Below are 18,156 nucleotides of genomic sequence, written 5' to 3'. Positions count from 1 at the left end.
TTTTTGTGATCTGCATCTCAATATACTCGATTTCCATCCTATGAAATAAACGCAATCTTCAGGATTCTTTAATGCTGGCAGCCAGGGCACCAATAAAACGGCCTCGAAGAGAGCATCGTTTTCTCGATTACCCCACCGCAGCGCCCGCATTTCTCCCCTGCCCGATGAAAAACCTTGAAGCTGAAAATCGCCCCATGGTGTTTGTTTTCATCCACAGTGCCACGCGTGTTGTATGAAAACCGTGGAATATCCAGCAGCGCGTGAGACAGTTTTTCGAGTTGTTCAGGGGTTAAATCCTGTGCTTTATGATGCGCCAGTAACCCAACGGCCCAGAGAATTTCAACCCGCAGGTAGTTTCCCAAACCCGCCAGAAAAGCCTGGTCCAACAGAAGACCACTAAACTGCCGCTTACGAAAGCGTGACGACAATAAACGATCTTTTACCTGCTGTGGCGTCAGCGTCATATCAAGCACATCCGGCCCCACACGTAGCAAGAAAGGATGGTTCGATAGCTGATTTGCATCGAGCATTTCGATATCTGACGCGCTGTAGAGCAGAATGGCTTTATCCGCAGTCTGTAATTTCACGCGTAAGATTCGTGTGGTTTGCGGCATTTCACCGGCATTAACCACGCGCCATACCCCATAAAGCTGATTGTGGCTGTACAGGGTTAAGCCACTGGAAAAGTGTGTCAGTAAGGCTTTGCCGCGCGTTTCTATCCGCGCGACTTTTTGACCAACCAACTCAGTTTCAAACGCCTTCAGTTCCGAAAACGCAAACCAGGCACCCGTTAACGATTTGCCTAAAACGGCGTCCTCGAGTTTATCTGCTGCGCGCCGGATTTCTGGGCCTTCTGGCATCACATCATCCTTAATAATCAGTCTTCGTTATTCAGCCGCCAGGCCAACTGTTCAAGATAGATTTGCTGTTCGCGTCGTGCTTTGAGCGCCTCTTCCAGAGTGCAGTGCACAAAATGGATCGGTTCACCAAGCCGTAATTGTGCCAGATTAAACATATCCGCTTCGATAACACAGGCAATCCTTGGATAGCCACCTGTGGTCTGCGCATCATTCATCAATACGATGGGCTGACCGTTATGGGGGACTTGAACCACTCCCGGCAACAGTCCGTGTGACAGCAATTCGCGGTCGGTGGTGCGCTCCAGACGCTGCCCCTGCAAGCGATAACCCATCCGGTTACTTTGCGGGCTTAGCTGCCATGGTAAACGCCAGAACGCATCCTGCGAGGTTTGCGTAAACTCGTGATATTCCGGCCCTTCCAGTGCGCGTATGCGATTTCCCCACAGCAGTTGCTTCACCCCACGCGCTTCGCGGAAATGCCGCGTTGCAGGCAGTTGTGGGATTTCATCGCCATCTTTAATTAACCGCCCTTCCAGACCGCCAACCTGTGCTTTCAAATCGGTGCTGTAAGAACCCAGCACTTCAGGAATATCTAACCCGCCCGCCACAGCAAGATAGCTTCGCATCCCACGTTCCGGTGCTTTCAGGCGTAGTTGTTGGCCTGCTTTCACTGCCAGGCGCCAGCCTGTCCACACGGCATGACCATCCAGCTCAGCGTGGCAGCCCGCCCCGGTTAAGGCAAACCAACCATCCTGGGTGAACTCAATGACACAATTGCCCAGGGTGATTTCTAGCGCCGCACTTTCTGGTGCATTACCCACCAGTAAATTCGCCATTTGCAGTGCTGGCGCATCCAACGCACCACAACGGCTCACGCCCAATTGCCGATAACCATAACGTCCGGTGTCCTGCACCGACATGTGCATTCCTGCACGAATTATTTTCAGCACACACCCTCCTTTTGAGGCACGAAGCGTACGGTATCACCCGGCGTTAACAACGTTGGCATTTCAGCTGTCGGATTGAATAATTGCACCGGGGTCTGGCCGATAAGCTGCCATCCACCCGGTGTCGCGAGCGGATAAATCCCTGTCTGGCTGCCACCAATCCCCACCGAACCGGCAGGAACCATCAAACGCGGTTCAGCACGGCGCGGAGTCTCAAGCCTTTGTGCCAGACCGCCGAGATAGGCGAAACCAGGCTGGAAGCCAAGGAAGTAGACGATGTAGTCAACCGAGGAGTGCAACTCCACAACCTGACGCGGCGATAATCCACAATGCCCAGCCACTTCGTCGAGATCGGGGCCGAAACTGCCGCCATAAATCACCGGGATCTCAATGCGCCTGGATTCCGGTACCATCGCCTCACTCTCTTCCCACCAGCGCTGAATCCGCTCAATGCCATCCAGTGCCAGGCTTTGTGGTTCACGCAGAACCACAGTGATGTTGTTCATCCCAGGAATCACTTCCGAAACCGCTGGTGATTCCAATAGTCGTTGAGTTAATCCCCAGATGCGTTGCTGACTTTCTAGCGATAAAGGGGGTTCCAGCTCAAGAACCACTGCGCTTTCGCCTAACAGATAACACCGTGCTCTTTGCACTTTTGCTCCTTGGTTTGGCGCTATGCCGGATTAGGGATATCGATAAAGGTTACGTCCAAATCTGTTTCGCTATTCAGCCAGCCACTCAGTGCCTGAATGCCGCCGCGTTCAGTGGCGTGATGCCCGGCCGCATAGAAATGCAGACCCTGTTCGCGTGCCGAATGGATCGTTTGTTCGGACACTTCGCCAGTGATAAACGCATCAACACCGAAACGAGCCGCACTATCGATAAAGCTTTGCCCACCACCAGTACACCAGGCGACACGGCGAATTTGCTCAGGACCGGTATCACCGCTCCACAGCGGTGTACGCCCAAGGCGCATCTCAATCCATGATGCCAGTTCGACACCTGACAGCGGCGTCGGAAACTCGCCCCACGGCACCAGCGGCTCAATTTCACCTTTGGTTTCAATCCCCAGCAGCGCCCCGAGTTGCGCGTTGTTGCCAAGCTGTGGATGAGCATCGAGCGGCAAATGCCAGCCGTAGAGATTGATGTCGTGACTCAGCAACGCTTTCAGGCGATTGCGCTTCATGCCACGAATCACCGGTGACTCTCCTTTCCAGAAGTAACCGTGATGAACAATCACCGCATCCGCTTGCTGGCGTATCGCTTCATCTATCAAGGCCTGACTTGCCGTCACGCCAGTGATAATTTTGCGCACTTCTTCGCGCCCTTCAACCTGCAAACCATTTGGCGCATAGTCGCTGATTGCGGCGCTGTTGAGTTTTTCGTTAATCAGGCGTTCCAGTTCGCTATTTTTCATTTTCTTTCTCTCAAGATTTACGCGCCGCTTCATAAGCCGCGAGTGTCGTTATACGTGCTTGTTTATGGTCAACAATGGGACGGGGATAGTCCAGCGTCAGTGACTGCTTATCGGCCCAAACCCATGGGGTATGAATGTGTTTATCAGGCACCCTACTCAGTTCTGGCAACCACTGGCGGATAAATTCACCTTTCCCATCGAATCGCTCGCCTTGGGTGGTCGGGTTAAAGATACGAAAATAGGGTGCGGCATCAGTCCCCGTCGAGGCAGCCCACTGCCAGCCACCGTTGTTTGCGGCCAGATCGCCATCAATCAGTTGTGACATAAAGTAGCGTTCACCCTGCCGCCAGTCGACCAATAAATCTTTGACCAGAAAACTGGCCACCACCATTCGTAAGCGGTTGTGCATCCAGCCCGTGGAGCTCAACTGCCGCATCGCCGCATCGACAATTGGAAAACCGGTTCTGCCTTGTTGCCAGGCAACAAACTGAGCGTCATCTTGTCGCCAGGTGACGTTGTCTGTCCATGAGATAAACGGCTGATGACGGCAAAGTTTTGGGTATGCCACCAGCAAATGGCGATAAAACTCACGCCAGATTAACTCGTTTAACCAGACGGCCCCGCCCCCCCTTCTAGCGCCTGAGGATGCTCTTTCAATAATCTATGCAGGCACTGGCGCGGCGACAACACCCCAACAGCCAAATAAGCCGACAGACGGCTGGTGCCGTCGATGGCGGGAAAATCTCGCTGTTGCGCGTAATCCACGACCGACTGGCGGCAAAACAGGCGCAACTGGTTAATCGCCTGTTTTTCACCACAGGGGAAAAGATTCGGGTCAATGGGCTGGCACGGGTAATCAAATACGGTGAGTTTTTGTGGTTCAGGCATAGTGGTTTTGCGCACTTGCGGCGCTGAAACACATTCAGGCAGACCTTCATTAAGGCGTTTGATAAATGCTCTGCTAAACGGCGTAAACACTTTGTACATCTCGTGATTACCCGTCGTCACACTACCTGGCGGCAATAAAACGCTGTCATCAAAACCCTGGCAAACCACGCCTGGGGATAACACCTTTTCTACTGCGGCATCGCGCTGGCGCTCATTCAGCTCGTATTGATAGTTATAAAAAAACGCGTCCACCTTCTGCGTTTCACAGAAGTTTTGCAGGAAACCGACGCAGTCATCAAAACCATCAGCTTGCCGAACAAACAGCTCAATTCCCCTTTCCGCAAGCGCGGCATGCAAGCTTTGCAAATGCTGCCAGATGAATTCAGCCTGACGAGGCGACATCTCATGTTTACGCCATTGCAGCGGAGTGGCGATAAATATGCCAATCACTCGGGCACCAGGGTCACGGCAGGCCGCTGCCAACGCCAGGTTATCGTTCACCCGTAAATCATTGCGAAACCAGACCAAATGCGTGGTCATACAACTCCATGATTAATTGCCCAAACGTAAGCGTAACGTTTCAGGATAAGGCTCAAAGTAGCGCTGCTGCGCCAGATAAGCGTCAGGATATTCTGCCATATAGTGTTTTAACAAGGTGATGGGTGCCAGTAAAGGCTGGGTTCCCTGGCGATATCTGTCGATAAGCCCTGATAGCTCCTGGCGCTGGCGCGAATTTAACTGGCGGCGGAAATATCCCTGAACGTGCATCAGCACATTAGTGTGGTTACGACGTGTCGCCTGATGGGCAAGCAAATCCATCAAGCGCTGACGGTATTCAATGAAAAAAGCATCCAGTGAATCCCAGCTTTCTATATCGGCAACAAAGCGCCCCAGTTCGCGGTATTGCGGCTGAGAATGAGCGAGGAGCAATAATTTGTATCGGCTATGAAAACCAATGAGTCCGCCTCGTGTCAGACCAGACTGGCGTAAATTATTAAGTTCATGAAGTGTATAAATGCGCTCGACAAAGTTCTCGCGAATTGCCGGATCGTACAAACGCCCATCTTCTTCAACCGGAAGCCACGGCAATTGTCGTTTCAGTTCCGCGGTAAATATCCCGGTGCCACTTTTTCGGTTATTACTTCCCTCGGGGTCGTAAACTCTTACCCGTTCCATGCCACAGCTTGGAGATTTGGCACAAACAATATAACCGCACAGATGATCGAGACTGGCTACACGACGTGTGGAAAATTGTTGCATCGCCAGGGTTAAATCCCCTTCGTGATGATTGCTAAAGCGCAAGGCTACTTGCCCCTCATCTAGTTTGACTAGCCGCAAAGCAGGCCTTGGTGTCGGTAAACCAATCGCCATTTCAGGGCATACAGGTTCGAAATGCACCCACGGCGCTAATTCATTGACGGCAAATGCCAGCCGTTTATGCCCGCCATCAAAGCGGACATTTTCCCCGAGTAAACAAGCGCTGATGCCAATGGGAATTTTATCGCTCATGACGTACTCCTTTGAATGTGTCCCGTTAAGTGTAGCAAGCCCAACAGATAATCTTTGCTGCATCGGGATGACTTCTCTTACCATCTCAATACAACCAGAATTATTTTTTAAAGGATAACTCTATGACAAGCCAACGTATTTTAAACAAAGCTAATGTTTTCCCGCCCTTTGACTCATTAATACTACGAGAATTTGAAGCTCAGTTCATAAGATATATTAACAACCCTTTTGGATTGGGATTGTAGCGTTTTAACACAGCAACAACTTGCGTATATATTGACTATATTCAGCCACCCTTTATCGGTATAAATAATTAAAGTTATCCCCATTCCGGTCGTTAATAGCCACTAATGAATTTATAATTAACCCGGAAGGTTACAGCATGTTTAACTCCATCCGCAGTAGGGTTTTAGTTGCGACTACATTAATTGTCGTCGGCGCATTATGTGTAAATACCTCTATTAATTATCTAATTAGCCATTCGGCAAACAATAATTCAATCAATAGTACGCTTACCGCCCTGGCGCAGAGTCACTCGGCAACCGTGAATCAGTGGACTGAAACCAAAGTCGCACAAATTAGCTCTCTGACACCCCATGTCAGCGATACCGATCCGGTTCCACTGTTAACCCTGGTTGCCACTTCAGGGAATTTTATTAATGTCGATATTGGTTATCCGGACAAACGAGATATTTCCTCCGATGCGTCGGGTATTCCTGAAGGTTACGATCCCACTTCTCGTCCGTGGTATATCCAGGCTGCTCAAGCGAAAAAGCCCATTGTGACGAATCCTTATCAGGATGCCGGTACGCGAAAACTTATTGTCACCGTGGCAGCTCCGCGTATTGAAAACGGAGAACTACTGGGTGTGGTAGAAGGCGACATCAATATGGATGCGGTGATAGCCAACGTTCGGGCTATTCATCCAACCGCAGGCAGCTTCGGCATGTTGATGGATGCTAATGGGACGATCATCGCGCACCCGGACGAATCGCTCACCCTCAAACCCCTGTCCGGTATCGCACAGGCACTCAGCCTGCCAGAGTTGCTGAATTCTTCAGTACCGATTCAGGCTGATGTTTTGGGACGCCCAACCTTTATGATTGCCATGCCGGTTAAAAGCACCAACTGGTACATCGTTGTGGCGATGGATAAAGCAGAGGCAACCGCAAGCATGCGTTCACTGCTCTGGACTTCAACTGTCTCTATGTTCGTACTAATTGCGCTCGCCGCACTGATCGTCAGCTTTATCACTAAACGCAGCCTTGGCCCGCTGATCCGCATTCGCGAGGCAATGGATTCCATCGCTCAGGGTACGGAGGACTTAACCCAGCGCTTAGCGGTAGACGGCAAAGATGAAGTGGCACAGATTGCCAGCGCGTTTAACCGGTTTGTCGACAAACTCGCGGTGGTGATGAAATCTATTCGTAGCAGCAGCGAGTCGGTGCGCATTGCTTCCGAGGAAATATCCTCCGGGAATATCGATCTTTCTGCGCGGACAGAATCTGCTGCCGCAAGCCTGCAAGAAACCTCAGCGGCACTAGAACAGATCGCCTCAACAGTCGCGCACTCTGCCAGTTCATCTCATGAAGCAAACAAGGCCGTTCTTTCTGCCGCTGAGGTGGCACGTCGTGGTGGTAACTCAGTACGCGAAGTGATTCAGACCATGAACACCATAGAAGCTGCCTCCGAGAAGATCGGCAATATTATCGGCGTCATTGATGGCATTGCGTTCCAGACAAATATTCTGGCACTCAATGCCTCGGTAGAGGCCGCTCGCGCAGGTGAACAAGGAAGAGGATTCGCGGTTGTGGCAAATGAAGTACGAAACCTGGCAAGTCGTAGTGCGCAGGCAGCTAAAGAGATAAGAGTGCTTATCGACTCGACAGTGACGAGTGTGTCATCGGGTGCAAAGCAGGTTCACCATACCGGTAATACCATGCAGGAAATTGTCACCAGTGTTTCTTCAGTCACGACGATGATGGCGGAGATTAACCAGGCTGCGGATGAGCAAATGAAAGGCATTGCAGAGATCAATACTGCGGTAGCGCAACTCGATACCATGGTGCAGCAGAACGCCGCCCTGGTTGAGGAATCAACCACCGCTTCGGCGGCACTCCAGGATCAGGCAAGTGAACTGACTCTTGCGGTGAATCAGTTCCGTCTGTAAGGCGGCAGGAAAAACCCGGCTTCGGCTCCCCAGTAAACTCAGAGCAAAAAAAAGGCTACCCGATTCGGTAGCCTTTATATTTGGGGATTTAGCAGGGGTCGCGGGCGCTAACCCGACCAAAACCACTTACATCATCGGTGTTGCCAAACGCACCAGGCTGATCAACGGTTGCGGATAAACACCCAGCAACAACACCAGCACGGCGGAGATCAACACCACCACACCGCCAGCAGTGAACGCCCAGTTAGTCGGAGCATCACGGTTTGGCTGTTGCGGTGCATTCAGATACAAACTCACCGTCACACGCAGGTAGTAGTACAAACCAATCGCACTACCCAGTACCACAGCGCCAGTCAACCACCACAGGTGAGACTGAACACCGACCGCAATGATGTAGAACTTACCAATAAAGCCCAGTGTCATTGGGATACCTGCCAGTGACAACATCATCACCGTCATGACCGCAGACAAAATTGGTTTGTGCCAGAACAGACCACGATAAGAATACAGCGAATCTGCATCCGGGCCACGGTACGGGCTGGACATCAGGCTCACCACGCCGAACGCACCAAGGCTGCTGAACAGGTAGCCTGCCAGATAAACACCAACCGATTCCATCGACATGTCGCCGCTTTGCAGCGCAATCAATGCCACCATCAAATAACCAAGGTGTGAGATAGACGAGTAACCAAGCAGACGCTTGATATTGGTCTGGCTCAACGCCATCAGGTTACCGAAGATGATAGAGATGAAGGCGATAATACCGAGCACCACGCGTACCGCTTCGCTATCGCCGACTGGCGCGTAGAGGAACAGACGCATCACCACACCAAAGATGGCGATTTTGCTGGCGGTTGCCAGGAAAGTGGAAACCGGAGCCGGAGCGCCCTGATAAACATCTGGGGTCCACAGGTGGAATGGAACCAGTGACAGTTTAAAGCCGAGGCCGACAATCATCAGACCAAAACCTGCCAGCAGCAGCGGTTCGTGGAGCATGTTGTCTGCGAGGCTCTTACCGAGCGTTACAAACGACAAGTCGCCAGACTCTGCGTACACCAGCGCCATACCGAACAGCAGGAATGAAGAGGCTGCGGCAGACAAAATGGTGTACTTGATACTGGCTTCCAGCGAACGTTTCTGTCGGAAGGCGTAACCAATCAGGCCGAACAGCGGCAGTGAAATTAACTCAATGCCGAGGAACAGTGCCGCCAGGTGATTGGCGTTTGCCAGCAGAATACCGCCGAGGGCTGCAATCAGCACCAGCAGGTAAAACTCTTCGCGGTTGTCGGTGTAACCCTCGAGCCACGGGTAAGCAAAGGTACAAGTCGCGAGGCTCGCCAGCAAAACCAAACCGGTGTAAAGCATCGCATAGCCATCGACGCGCATCAGCGGCGTGACGTCCATTGCGCCAGCCTGGCCAACAAACCACAGTGAAACGAGTGCGGCGTTCAGGCCGATTACTGCCAGTGTTGCATTGACAAAATGGTCGCGTCGCCACGCTATGGAGAGCATCACAACCACCACCGTCAATCCGACGACGAGCAGCGGTAGCAGCGCGATCAATTGTTGAGGAGTTATAGTCATGGCGAATTACGGCCTTGTAGTTGGAATTGAACTGGTAAACCACTGCTGAATATTGCTCATCGCGGCATGCGAAGTATCCAGAATTGGCTGCGGGTAGAAGCCCAACAGGACTAACAACACCACCAGCAACAGGATGATAAAGAACTCGCGCGGCGACATGCCTGGCAGTTGCTTATCACTGATTTCGCTTTTTGCTTTACCGAAGTAAGCACGATGAATCATCGCCAGAGAATAAACAGAGGCAAAGACCAAGCCGAAGGTAGAGATAATGGTAATCACTGGCACGACATGGTAGCTGCCGAACAGAATCATAAATTCGCCAACGAAGTTACCGGTACCCGGCATCCCCAGAGTTGCCACCGCAAAGAACAACGACAGACCCGGCAGCCATTTAATTTTGTTCCACAGGCCGCCCATCAGACGCATATCACGAGTATGCAGACGCTCGTAAATCTGACCACAGATGATGAACATACCGGCCGCAGAAAGACCGTGCGCAATCATCTGAATCACCGCACCCTGGTAAGCCAGTTGGCTGCCGGTATAAATGGCAATCAACACGAAGCCCATGTGGGAAACGGAGGTATAAGCAATCAGGCGTTTGATATCGGTTTGTGCGAAGGCCATCCACGCGCCGTAGAAGATACCGATGACACCCAGCCACATAGCGATTGGGGCAAATTCAGCGGAAGCTTCCGGGAACAGCGGCAGTGCGAAACGCAGCAGGCCGTAGGCTGCTGTTTTCAGCAAGATACCTGCGAGGTCGACAGAACCCGCCGTTGGTGCCTGGGAGTGCGCATCCGGCAGCCAACCGTGCAAGGGAACCACTGGCATTTTTACCGCAAATGCAATGAAGAAGCCCAGCATCAGCAACCATTGAACGCTGCTGGACATTTCGGTGTGCAGCAGTTGTTCGTAGTTAAATGTCCAGACGCCGGTTGAGTTGTAATGCACAAACACCAGGCCAAGAATGGCAATCAACATCACCAGGCCACTTGCCTGGGTATAGATGAAGAACTTGGTTGCAGCGGTGATACGCGTCTTCCCGTCGGAGGCTTTGTGGCCCCACAGTGCAATCAGGAAGTACATTGGCACCAGCATCATTTCCCAGAAGAAGAAGAACAGGAACATGTCGATGGCCAGGAACACGCCGATAACGCCACCGAGGATCCACATCAGGTTGAGGTGGAAGAAGCCCTGATATTTTTCGATTTCATTCCAGGAACAGAGTACCGCCAGCACGCCGAGCAGGCCGGTCAGGACCACCATCAGCAGTGACAGGCCATCCAACGCCAGGTGGATTTCAATCCCAAAACGTGGGATCCACGGCAAAACAAATTCAGACTGCCACTGCGGCAAACCTGCAGATTGCGTTAGCGTGTAGCCACCGGCTAACCACAGTTGCATCGAGAGAGCCAGTGTCAGTCCCATCGTTATCAGCGCAATCCAACGCGGCACTTTTACGCCGAAGCGTTCAGTCTGCCAGCAGAAGAAGCCGCCAATAAAGGGGATGAGTATCAGCCAGGGTAATAGCATGGCATTTGTGTCCCTAAGTCAAAATAAACCAAAACATCACTCACTTTCCCATCTGTATTAAGACGCCGGGGAAGGTAAACCACCCTCACCCCGACCCTCTCCCTGATGGAGAGGGGGAGTTGTATGGAGTTAGCGCAAGACCAGCAGCAAGCCCAGAATCACGACCGCACCGATACTCATTGAAGCCACATACCAGCGCAGGTAACCGTTCTCGCTCACCAGCAGGCCACGGCCTGCAAAGCGTGAAAGAACTGCCGGAATGTTCATCAGTGAATTCAGCGGATCGCTCTTAATCAACCAGGCGATACCCAGGAATGGCTTAACGAAGACTTTATCGTACAGCCAATCGAAGCCCCAGGCATGGAACCACCAGGTACCGAAGAAGCGGCCCGGTGCGCTGTTGGCAATGGCGGTGACCAGAGTGCGTTTGCCCAGCCACAACCAGGCAGCAATCAGGATACCGGCGATAGCCACAACGCCTGAGGTAATCTCCAGGGTCAGCACGCTACCGTGCGCAAGCTCAGTGGTTGCTGGCAGGACGCCCGCCAATGGCGGAACAATCATGGCACCCACGAAAGTGGACAACACCAGCAGCACAATCAGCGGCAAGTGGTGAGTAATGCCTTTAAGTGCATGCGCGTGAATCTGCTCTTTACCGTGGAAGACGATGAAGATCATACGGAAGGTATACAGTGAGGTCATAAACGCACCGACCAGACCAGCAACCATCAAGTTCACATGACCATTCGCCATCGCACCGGCCAGAATCTCATCTTTACTGAAGAAGCCCGCAGTAATGAGTGGCAACGCAGACAAGGCTGCACCACCGACCAGGAAGCAGATATACACCAGCGGAATGGACTTACGCAGACCACCCATTTTGAAGATGTTTTGTTCGTGGTGGCAGGCAAGAATCACCGAACCAGACGACAGGAACAGCAACGCTTTGAAGAACGCGTGCGTCATCAGGTGGAAAATCGCCGCATCCCACGCTTGTACACCCAGTGCCAGGAACATGTAGCCAATCTGGCTCATGGTCGAGTACGCGAGCACACGTTTGATATCGGTTTGCACCAGCGCCGCAAAGCCTGCCATTACCAGCGTCACTGCACCCACGATGCCCACTAAATGCAGCACTTCAGGCGTTAACAGGAACAGGCCGTGAGTACGGGCAATCAGGTAGACACCGGCGGTAACCATGGTTGCCGCGTGGATCAGCGCTGAAACTGGCGTTGGGCCAGCCATCGCATCCGCAAGCCAGGTCTGCAATGGCAACTGAGCAGATTTACCTACCGCGCCGCCTAACAGCATCAGGGTTGCCCACATCAGCATTTGGTTGCCAGCCGCAAAGTGCTGCGGTGCCAGTTCAACCATTTCGCGGAAGTTCAGCGTGCCCAGTTCGTTGTAAAGAATGAACAGTGCGAAAGCGAGGAACACGTCGCCCACGCGGGTTACCACGAACGCTTTCATGGCCGCAGCGCCGTTCTTCGGATCGGTGTAGTAGAAACCAATCAGCAGATACGAGCACAGACCCACGCCTTCCCAGCCGAGATACATCAGCAGCAGGTTATCGCCCAGCACCAGAACAACCATGCTTGCGATAAACAGGTTGGTGTAGGCGAAGAAGCGGGAATAGCCCTCTTCCCCACGCATATACCAGGAAGCGTACATGTGGATCAGGAAGCCAACACCCGTGACCACCGACAGCATGGTCAGTGACAAACCGTCGAGGATCAGATTGAAGCCGATATTAAAATCGCCCACTGACATCCACGTCCACAACGGCTGGGTAAAGGCTTGTTGCCCGTTATTGAAGAAGTCGAACCCAACAATCGCCGTGACTAACGCGGACAGCCCAATCGAGCCGACCCCAACCGTGGCAGAAAGGTTTTCTGACCAACGACCACGCGAGAACGCCAACAACAAAAAGCCAATAAAAGGCAAAAGAATGGTTAACCAGAGAAGGTTCATCCACGCATCTCACTTACTGAATCGATATTCAGGCTCTGGCGACGACGATGGAGCTGCAGTAACAGTGCGAGGCCGATACTGGCTTCGGCAGCAGCTAAGCTAATCGCGAGTATATACATCACCTGGCCATCAGCCTGGCCCCAATAACTGCCCGCGACCACAAAGGCGAGAGCCGCGGCGTTAATCATCACTTCCAGGCTAATCAGCATGAAAAGCAGGTTGCGACGAATCACCAGGCCAGTCAGCCCCAGTACGAACAAGATAGCCGCGAGGATAAGTCCATGTTGCAGCGGAATCATACGTGCTCCTCCGTTTTTCTTTTCACAGCCTGGTCAGCCTGGCGGTTGCTCAGCACTTCACCCGGACGGTCTTCACGACCAAGGTGGAATGCCACAACCAGACCCGCCAACAACAGCATCGAGGCTAATTCCACTGCCAGAACGTACGGTCCAAACAGTGCGATACCCACTTGTTTAGCACTGACGGAGGTACCGTCGATCCCCTGGTCATTAAGACTCAGAATCGCGTACACCAGCACCGAAAGCAGGATGGCTGACAAAATGCCAGGACCAATCCACAACTGCGGTTTCAGCCAGTTGCGCTCTTGTTCAACGACCGCACCACCGAGGTTCAGCATCATGACCACGAAAACGAACAACACCATGATGGCACCGGCGTAGACGATAATCTCAAGCGCTGCGGCAAAGTACGCTCCCAGCGCGAAGAACACGCCGGAGATAGCCAACAACGAGATGATCAGATACAGCAAGGCATGCACCGGATTGGTATGCGTGATCACCCGTAAGGTGGTCCCAACCGCGATGATTGCGCAAATATAAAAAGCGAATTCCATTGCCTTGCTCCTTTAAGGTAATAGGCCTTTGACGTCGATAGGCTTGGCTTCGTTTTCCGCTTCGCCCTTATCTTTGCCGTCGATTGCCATACCCGCCATCCGGTAGAAGTTATATTCCGGGTATTTGCCCGGACCGGAAATCAGCAGGTCCTCTTTTTCGTAGACCAAATCCTGGCGCTTAAACTCACCCAGTTCGAAATCTGGTGTCAGCTGAATCGCCGTGGTTGGGCACGCTTCTTCGCACAAACCACAGAAAATGCAGCGCGAGAAGTTGATACGGAAGAACTCTGGATACCAGCGGCCGTCTTTGGTTTCTGCTTTTTGCAAAGAGATACAGGCTACCGGGCAGGCTACCGCACACAGGTTACAGGCAACGCAACGCTCGGAGCCGTCCGGATCGCGCGTTAACACGATGCGGCCACGGTAGCGCGGCGGTAAATAGACTGGCTCTTCCGGATACATCTGCGTTTCGCGTTTGGCAAACGCGTGCAGACCAATCATCCAGATACTGCGTACCTGGGTGCCGAAACCAACCACTAACTCTTTCAATGTCATGGTTTTTTCACCCCTTATGGTGCCTGATAGAGAATGACCGCGGCGGTCACCAGCAGATTGACCAGTGTCAACGGCAGGCAAATTTTCCAGCCGAAGGACATTACCTGGTCATAACGTGGACGCGGTAATGCTGCACGGATCAAAATGAACATCATCATGAAGAACGCGGTTTTCAGCGCGAACCAGATGAACGGCGGTAACCACGGGCCATGCCAGCCACCAAAGAACAGGGTCACAATCAGGGCAGAAACAGTCACGATACCGATGTATTCACCCACGAAGAACAGGCCAAATTTCATGCCTGAATATTCGATGTGATAACCATCGGCCAGCTCTTGCTCGGCTTCTGGTTGGTCAAACGGGTGACGGTGACAAACCGCGACGCCTGCGATAGCGAAGGTCACAAAACCGAAGAACTGTGGGATCACGTTCCACAGGTTCGCCTGGTTATCCACGATATCGCCCATATTGAACGACCCCGCCTGCGCCACAACGCCCATCAAAGACAGACCGAGGAACACTTCGTAGCTGAGTGTCTGCGCAGAAGCACGCATTGCACCCAACAGTGAGTATTTGTTGTTACTTGACCAACCGGCGAACAGCACGGCGTAAACCGCCAGACCCGCCAGCATCAGGAAGAACAAAATACCAATGTTCAGGTCGGCAACCACCCAGCTTGGGCTGACCGGCACAATAGCAAAGGCCAGCAACAACGAGGTGAAAGCAATCATCGGTGCCAGAGTAAAGATGACGCGGTCCGCAAAGCGCGGAGTCCAGTCTTCTTTAAAGAACATTTTGATCATGTCCGCGACTAACTGGAGCGAGCCGCCCCAGCCAACACGGTTCGGTCCGTAACGGTTCTGGAACAGGCCCAGCAAACGACGCTCACCGAAACTCATGAACGCGCCGCATGTCACCACGACCAGCAGGATTACGACCGCTTTGAGAATGCTCAGCAGAATGTCGATAACATCCGGTGTTAACCAACTCATTGGCCAGCCTCCTGAAGATTTTCAAGACAAGCACCCGCCAGTACCGGAGCGATGCCAGGCATCCCCATCGGTAAACCTACCTGCCCTGCCGCCAGTCCTTCGGAAAGTTGCAGCGGCAGACTTAGCGTCTGGCCTTCATAGCTAAACGAAATCAGGCTACCCGCATTAACACCGAGTTTTGCAGCATCAGACGGATTAAGCTTGATGTACGGCTCAGTCATACGGCTCTGGAACACCGGAGAACGCTGGGACATTTCATCACTACCAAACAGATGGTAGTACGGCGCGATACGCCATTTCCCGTCTTCAGCGTGGAAGATTTCCGGCACATCAGTGAAGAAATCCATACCCGTTTCGGAGGCTTCAATCAGGCGCACACCCGGATCGCCGTGACGCAGATTGCCACCCACTTCGGCCTGGAATTTGTTCCATGCTTGCGGTGAGTTCCAGCCTGGTGCCCATGCGAATGGAATTTGCTGACGATTAGCCGTCGGGCTGTTGTTCCCTTCCATAGAGAAGGCGAACATGGTGTCTTTATCCTGCGGCTGACGCGGTTCATGCACGCTAATGTTGGCGCGCATCGCGGTACGGCCACTGGAGCGGATTGGAGAACGCGACAGTTTCTGACCACGAATACGGAAGCTGGCATCCGGTGCCGCATCTTTAATTCCGGCCAGTTGTGGCAACGCTTTCACGCATGCATCGATAACATCATCTAACTGCGTCCAGTCCACTTCACGGCTTTCAACGGTGCTGTGCAGAGAATGCAGCCAGCGCCAGCTTTCGAGCATCACCACGGAGTGGTCATAGTAAGACGGGTCATAAACCTGGAAGAAACGCTGTGCGCGACCTTCGTTGTTAATCACCGTACCGTCACTCTCAGCGAAGCTTGCGGTGGACAGCACCAGATGGGCTTTGTCCATAATTGCCGTGCGTTGGTGGTCAATAACCATCACCAACGGCGCTTTGCTCAGTGCTGCATCAACGCGAGTTGCAGAAGCATGGCGATGCAGATCGTTTTCCAGCACCACTACCGCATCGGCAGCACCGCTTTCCAGTTCACTCAACGCTTCTTCAAGCGAGCCGCCGCCAATCAGACCGAGGCCAACGCTGTTGACCGCACGAGCCACCATGGTGATACCGACATCGGCACCACGGTCTTTCAGCGCTTTAGCCACGTTGGCTGCCGCCTGAATGACCGCTTCGCTACCGGCGTTAGTACCGGAAACGATCAATGGTTTCTTCGCACCCGCCAGCGCTTGCACAATCACGTCGACTTTGTTTTTCAGGTCGCGATCGAGTTCAACGGCTGGGGAATTGCTATCCAGCGCGTGAGCAACCGCAAAGCCCAGACGAGCCTGATCTTCAACCGGAGCGCGGTAAGTCCATGCTGCGATGTCGTCCAGACGAGTGCTGTCTATATTGGTGACAAACAGTGGGTGTTTAGCGTGCTGACCAATGTTGAGGATTGCGGCAATCTGCCAGTCAGCCACTTTCTGTGCCGCTGCCATTTCACGCGCTTTGCCTTTCACGGCCTGACGCACAGCCAGCGCAACACGCGCACCGGTCTGAGTAATGTCTTCTCCGAGTACCAAAACCGCATCGTAAGATTCGATTTCACGCAGGGCCGGAGTATGAATGCCGCTTTCTTGCAGCACTTTGAGCATCAGTTGCAAGCGAGCTTGTTCACCGGTTGCGATACCGGTGTAGAAGTTGTCCGCACCGACCAGCTCGCGCAGCGCAAAGTTGCTTTCTACGCTGGCGCGTGGGGATCCGATACCGATCACTTTCTTCGACTGGCGCAGAATATCTGCCGCGCCCTGCATCGCTTGTTCAGCGTTCAGGGTGATCAGATCGTCGCCACGACGTTGGATCGGCTGACGTGGACGATCCTTCAGGTTGACGTAGCCATAACCAAAGCGGCCACGGTCACACAAGAAGTAGTGGTTCACGGTGCCGTTGTAGCGGTTTTCGATACGACGCAATTCACCGTAGCGCTCACCCGGGCTGGTGTTACAGCCGATGCTGCACTGCTGGCAGATGCTTGGTGCGAACTGCATGTCCCACTTACGGTTATAACGCTCGGAGTGCGTTTTATCTGTGAATACGCCGGTCGGGCAGATTTCTACCAGGTTACCGGAGAATTCACTTTCCAGCGTACCGTCTTCAGGACGACCGAAGTAGACGTTATCGTGCGCGCCGTAAACACCCAAATCGGTGCCGTCAGCGTAATCTTTGTAATAACGCACGCAGCGGTAACAGGCGATACAGCGGTTCATTTCGTGAGAGATGAATGGGCCGAGATCCTGATTGCGGTGAGTACGTTTAGTGAAGCGGTAGCGACGGAAGCTATGGCCGGTCATCACCGTCATATCTTGCAGATGGCAGTTGCCACCTTCTTCACAAACCGGGCAGTCGTGCGGGTGGTTAGTCATTAACCACTCAACCACGCTTTCACGGAATTCTTTCGCTTCACTATCGTCAATGGAGATAAACGTGCCGTCAGAGGCGGGTGTCATACAAGACATCACCAGGCGGCCACGGAGATCTTCTGCGTTTTGATATTGCTTCACCGCGCACTGGCGGCAAGCACCGACGCTGCCTAGCGCCGGGTGCCAGCAAAAATAAGGAATATCGAGGCCGAGAGACAGACATGCTTGTAGCAGGTTGTCTGACCCGTTTACCTCATATTCTTTGCCGTCTACATGAATCGTAGCCATAGTCAGCATGCTTCCAGTTGGCCTGAATAATCTTCGTCTTTCACACTGCGACTGCGTTGGCTTCTCTCGCTCACCCTGGTCATTTAGTTAACTAAACTCCCAGGGATTCACTCCTTTGCCGCCTTGCCTCAGTGCGAAATTCTTGATTACTTTT

At 52.8% G+C, this 18,156-nt stretch carries 14 protein-coding genes and 1 pseudogene; 1 reads left to right on the top strand and 14 read right to left on the bottom strand.

Annotated features, from left to right (window positions below; all coding sequences use genetic code 11):
• Positions 1-68: 68 nt before the first annotated feature.
• From nei to D8682_RS22685, 6 genes and pseudogenes are all read right to left on the bottom strand, one after another.
• Complete coding sequence (gene nei / locus D8682_RS22710) at positions 69-860, bottom strand: endonuclease VIII (RefSeq protein ID WP_121815191.1); 792 nt, start codon at positions 858-860, stop codon at positions 69-71.
• Between the two features lie 17 nt (positions 861-877).
• On the bottom strand, positions 878-1,810 hold the full coding sequence (pxpC, locus tag D8682_RS22705; protein WP_064544844.1) for a 5-oxoprolinase subunit PxpC: 933 nt from the start codon (positions 1,808-1,810) through the stop codon (positions 878-880).
• A complete protein-coding gene (gene pxpB, locus D8682_RS22700; RefSeq protein ID WP_121815190.1) occupies positions 1,804-2,460 on the bottom strand; it encodes a 5-oxoprolinase subunit PxpB in 657 nt (218 codons plus the stop codon). The genes pxpC and pxpB overlap by 7 nt, the downstream gene beginning before the upstream one ends.
• 20 nt (positions 2,461-2,480) lie before the next feature.
• On the bottom strand, positions 2,481-3,224 hold the full coding sequence (locus D8682_RS22695) for a type 2 GTP cyclohydrolase I (protein WP_121815189.1): 744 nt from the start codon (positions 3,222-3,224) through the stop codon (positions 2,481-2,483).
• 10 nt (positions 3,225-3,234) lie between these two features.
• Positions 3,235-4,652: pseudogene (phrB, locus tag D8682_RS22690) on the bottom strand (deoxyribodipyrimidine photo-lyase).
• A gap of 12 nt (positions 4,653-4,664) precedes the next feature.
• Positions 4,665-5,621, bottom strand: a complete 957-nt coding sequence (locus D8682_RS22685) for a 2-thiouracil desulfurase family protein (RefSeq protein WP_121815188.1) — start codon at positions 5,619-5,621, stop codon at positions 4,665-4,667.
• Between the two features lie 382 nt (positions 5,622-6,003).
• On the opposite strand from D8682_RS22685, the gene D8682_RS22680 reads away from it, so the two are divergent.
• On the top strand, positions 6,004-7,791 hold the full coding sequence (locus tag D8682_RS22680) for a methyl-accepting chemotaxis protein (protein WP_064544834.1): 1,788 nt from the start codon (positions 6,004-6,006) through the stop codon (positions 7,789-7,791).
• A gap of 126 nt (positions 7,792-7,917) precedes the next feature.
• On the opposite strand, the gene nuoN is transcribed toward D8682_RS22680, so the two are convergent.
• The 8 genes from nuoN to nuoG all read right to left on the bottom strand — a co-directional run bounded on the left by nuoN (position 7,918) and on the right by nuoG (position 18,002).
• Entirely contained in the window at positions 7,918-9,375 is a 1,458-nt protein-coding gene (gene nuoN / locus D8682_RS22675; RefSeq protein ID WP_064544832.1) for an NADH-quinone oxidoreductase subunit NuoN, read from the bottom strand.
• A gap of 6 nt (positions 9,376-9,381) precedes the next feature.
• Positions 9,382-10,911 carry an NADH-quinone oxidoreductase subunit M gene (gene nuoM, locus D8682_RS22670; RefSeq protein ID WP_121815187.1) on the bottom strand — a complete coding sequence of 510 codons (1,530 nt, stop codon included), beginning with the start codon at positions 10,909-10,911 and terminating at the stop codon, positions 9,382-9,384.
• A gap of 129 nt (positions 10,912-11,040) precedes the next feature.
• Entirely contained in the window at positions 11,041-12,882 is a 1,842-nt protein-coding gene (nuoL, locus tag D8682_RS22665) for an NADH-quinone oxidoreductase subunit L (protein ID WP_121815186.1), read from the bottom strand.
• Positions 12,879-13,181, bottom strand: a complete 303-nt coding sequence (nuoK, locus tag D8682_RS22660; protein WP_034458791.1) for an NADH-quinone oxidoreductase subunit NuoK — start codon at positions 13,179-13,181, stop codon at positions 12,879-12,881. The genes nuoL and nuoK overlap by 4 nt, the downstream gene beginning before the upstream one ends.
• Entirely contained in the window at positions 13,178-13,735 is a 558-nt protein-coding gene (gene nuoJ / locus D8682_RS22655) for an NADH-quinone oxidoreductase subunit J (RefSeq protein WP_064544827.1), read from the bottom strand. The genes nuoK and nuoJ overlap by 4 nt, the downstream gene beginning before the upstream one ends.
• Before the next feature lie 12 nt (positions 13,736-13,747).
• Complete coding sequence (gene nuoI / locus D8682_RS22650) at positions 13,748-14,290, bottom strand: NADH-quinone oxidoreductase subunit NuoI (RefSeq protein ID WP_064544825.1); 543 nt, start codon at positions 14,288-14,290, stop codon at positions 13,748-13,750.
• Between the two features lie 14 nt (positions 14,291-14,304).
• Positions 14,305-15,282 (bottom strand): NADH-quinone oxidoreductase subunit NuoH, encoded by a 978-nt coding sequence (gene nuoH, locus D8682_RS22645; protein WP_064512669.1) that lies wholly within the window; start codon positions 15,280-15,282, stop codon positions 14,305-14,307.
• On the bottom strand, positions 15,279-18,002 hold the full coding sequence (nuoG, locus tag D8682_RS22640; RefSeq protein ID WP_121815759.1) for an NADH-quinone oxidoreductase subunit NuoG: 2,724 nt from the start codon (positions 18,000-18,002) through the stop codon (positions 15,279-15,281). The genes nuoH and nuoG overlap by 4 nt, the downstream gene beginning before the upstream one ends.
• Between the last annotated feature and the right edge of the window lie 154 nt (positions 18,003-18,156).

The sequence above is a fragment of the Buttiauxella sp. 3AFRM03 genome (genome assembly GCF_003675305.1).
In the GTDB taxonomy this organism is placed as follows: domain Bacteria; phylum Pseudomonadota; class Gammaproteobacteria; order Enterobacterales; family Enterobacteriaceae; genus Buttiauxella; species Buttiauxella ferragutiae.
Note: the sequence above shows the minus strand (reverse complement) of the source record. Positions and strands in the feature narration are given on the sequence as shown.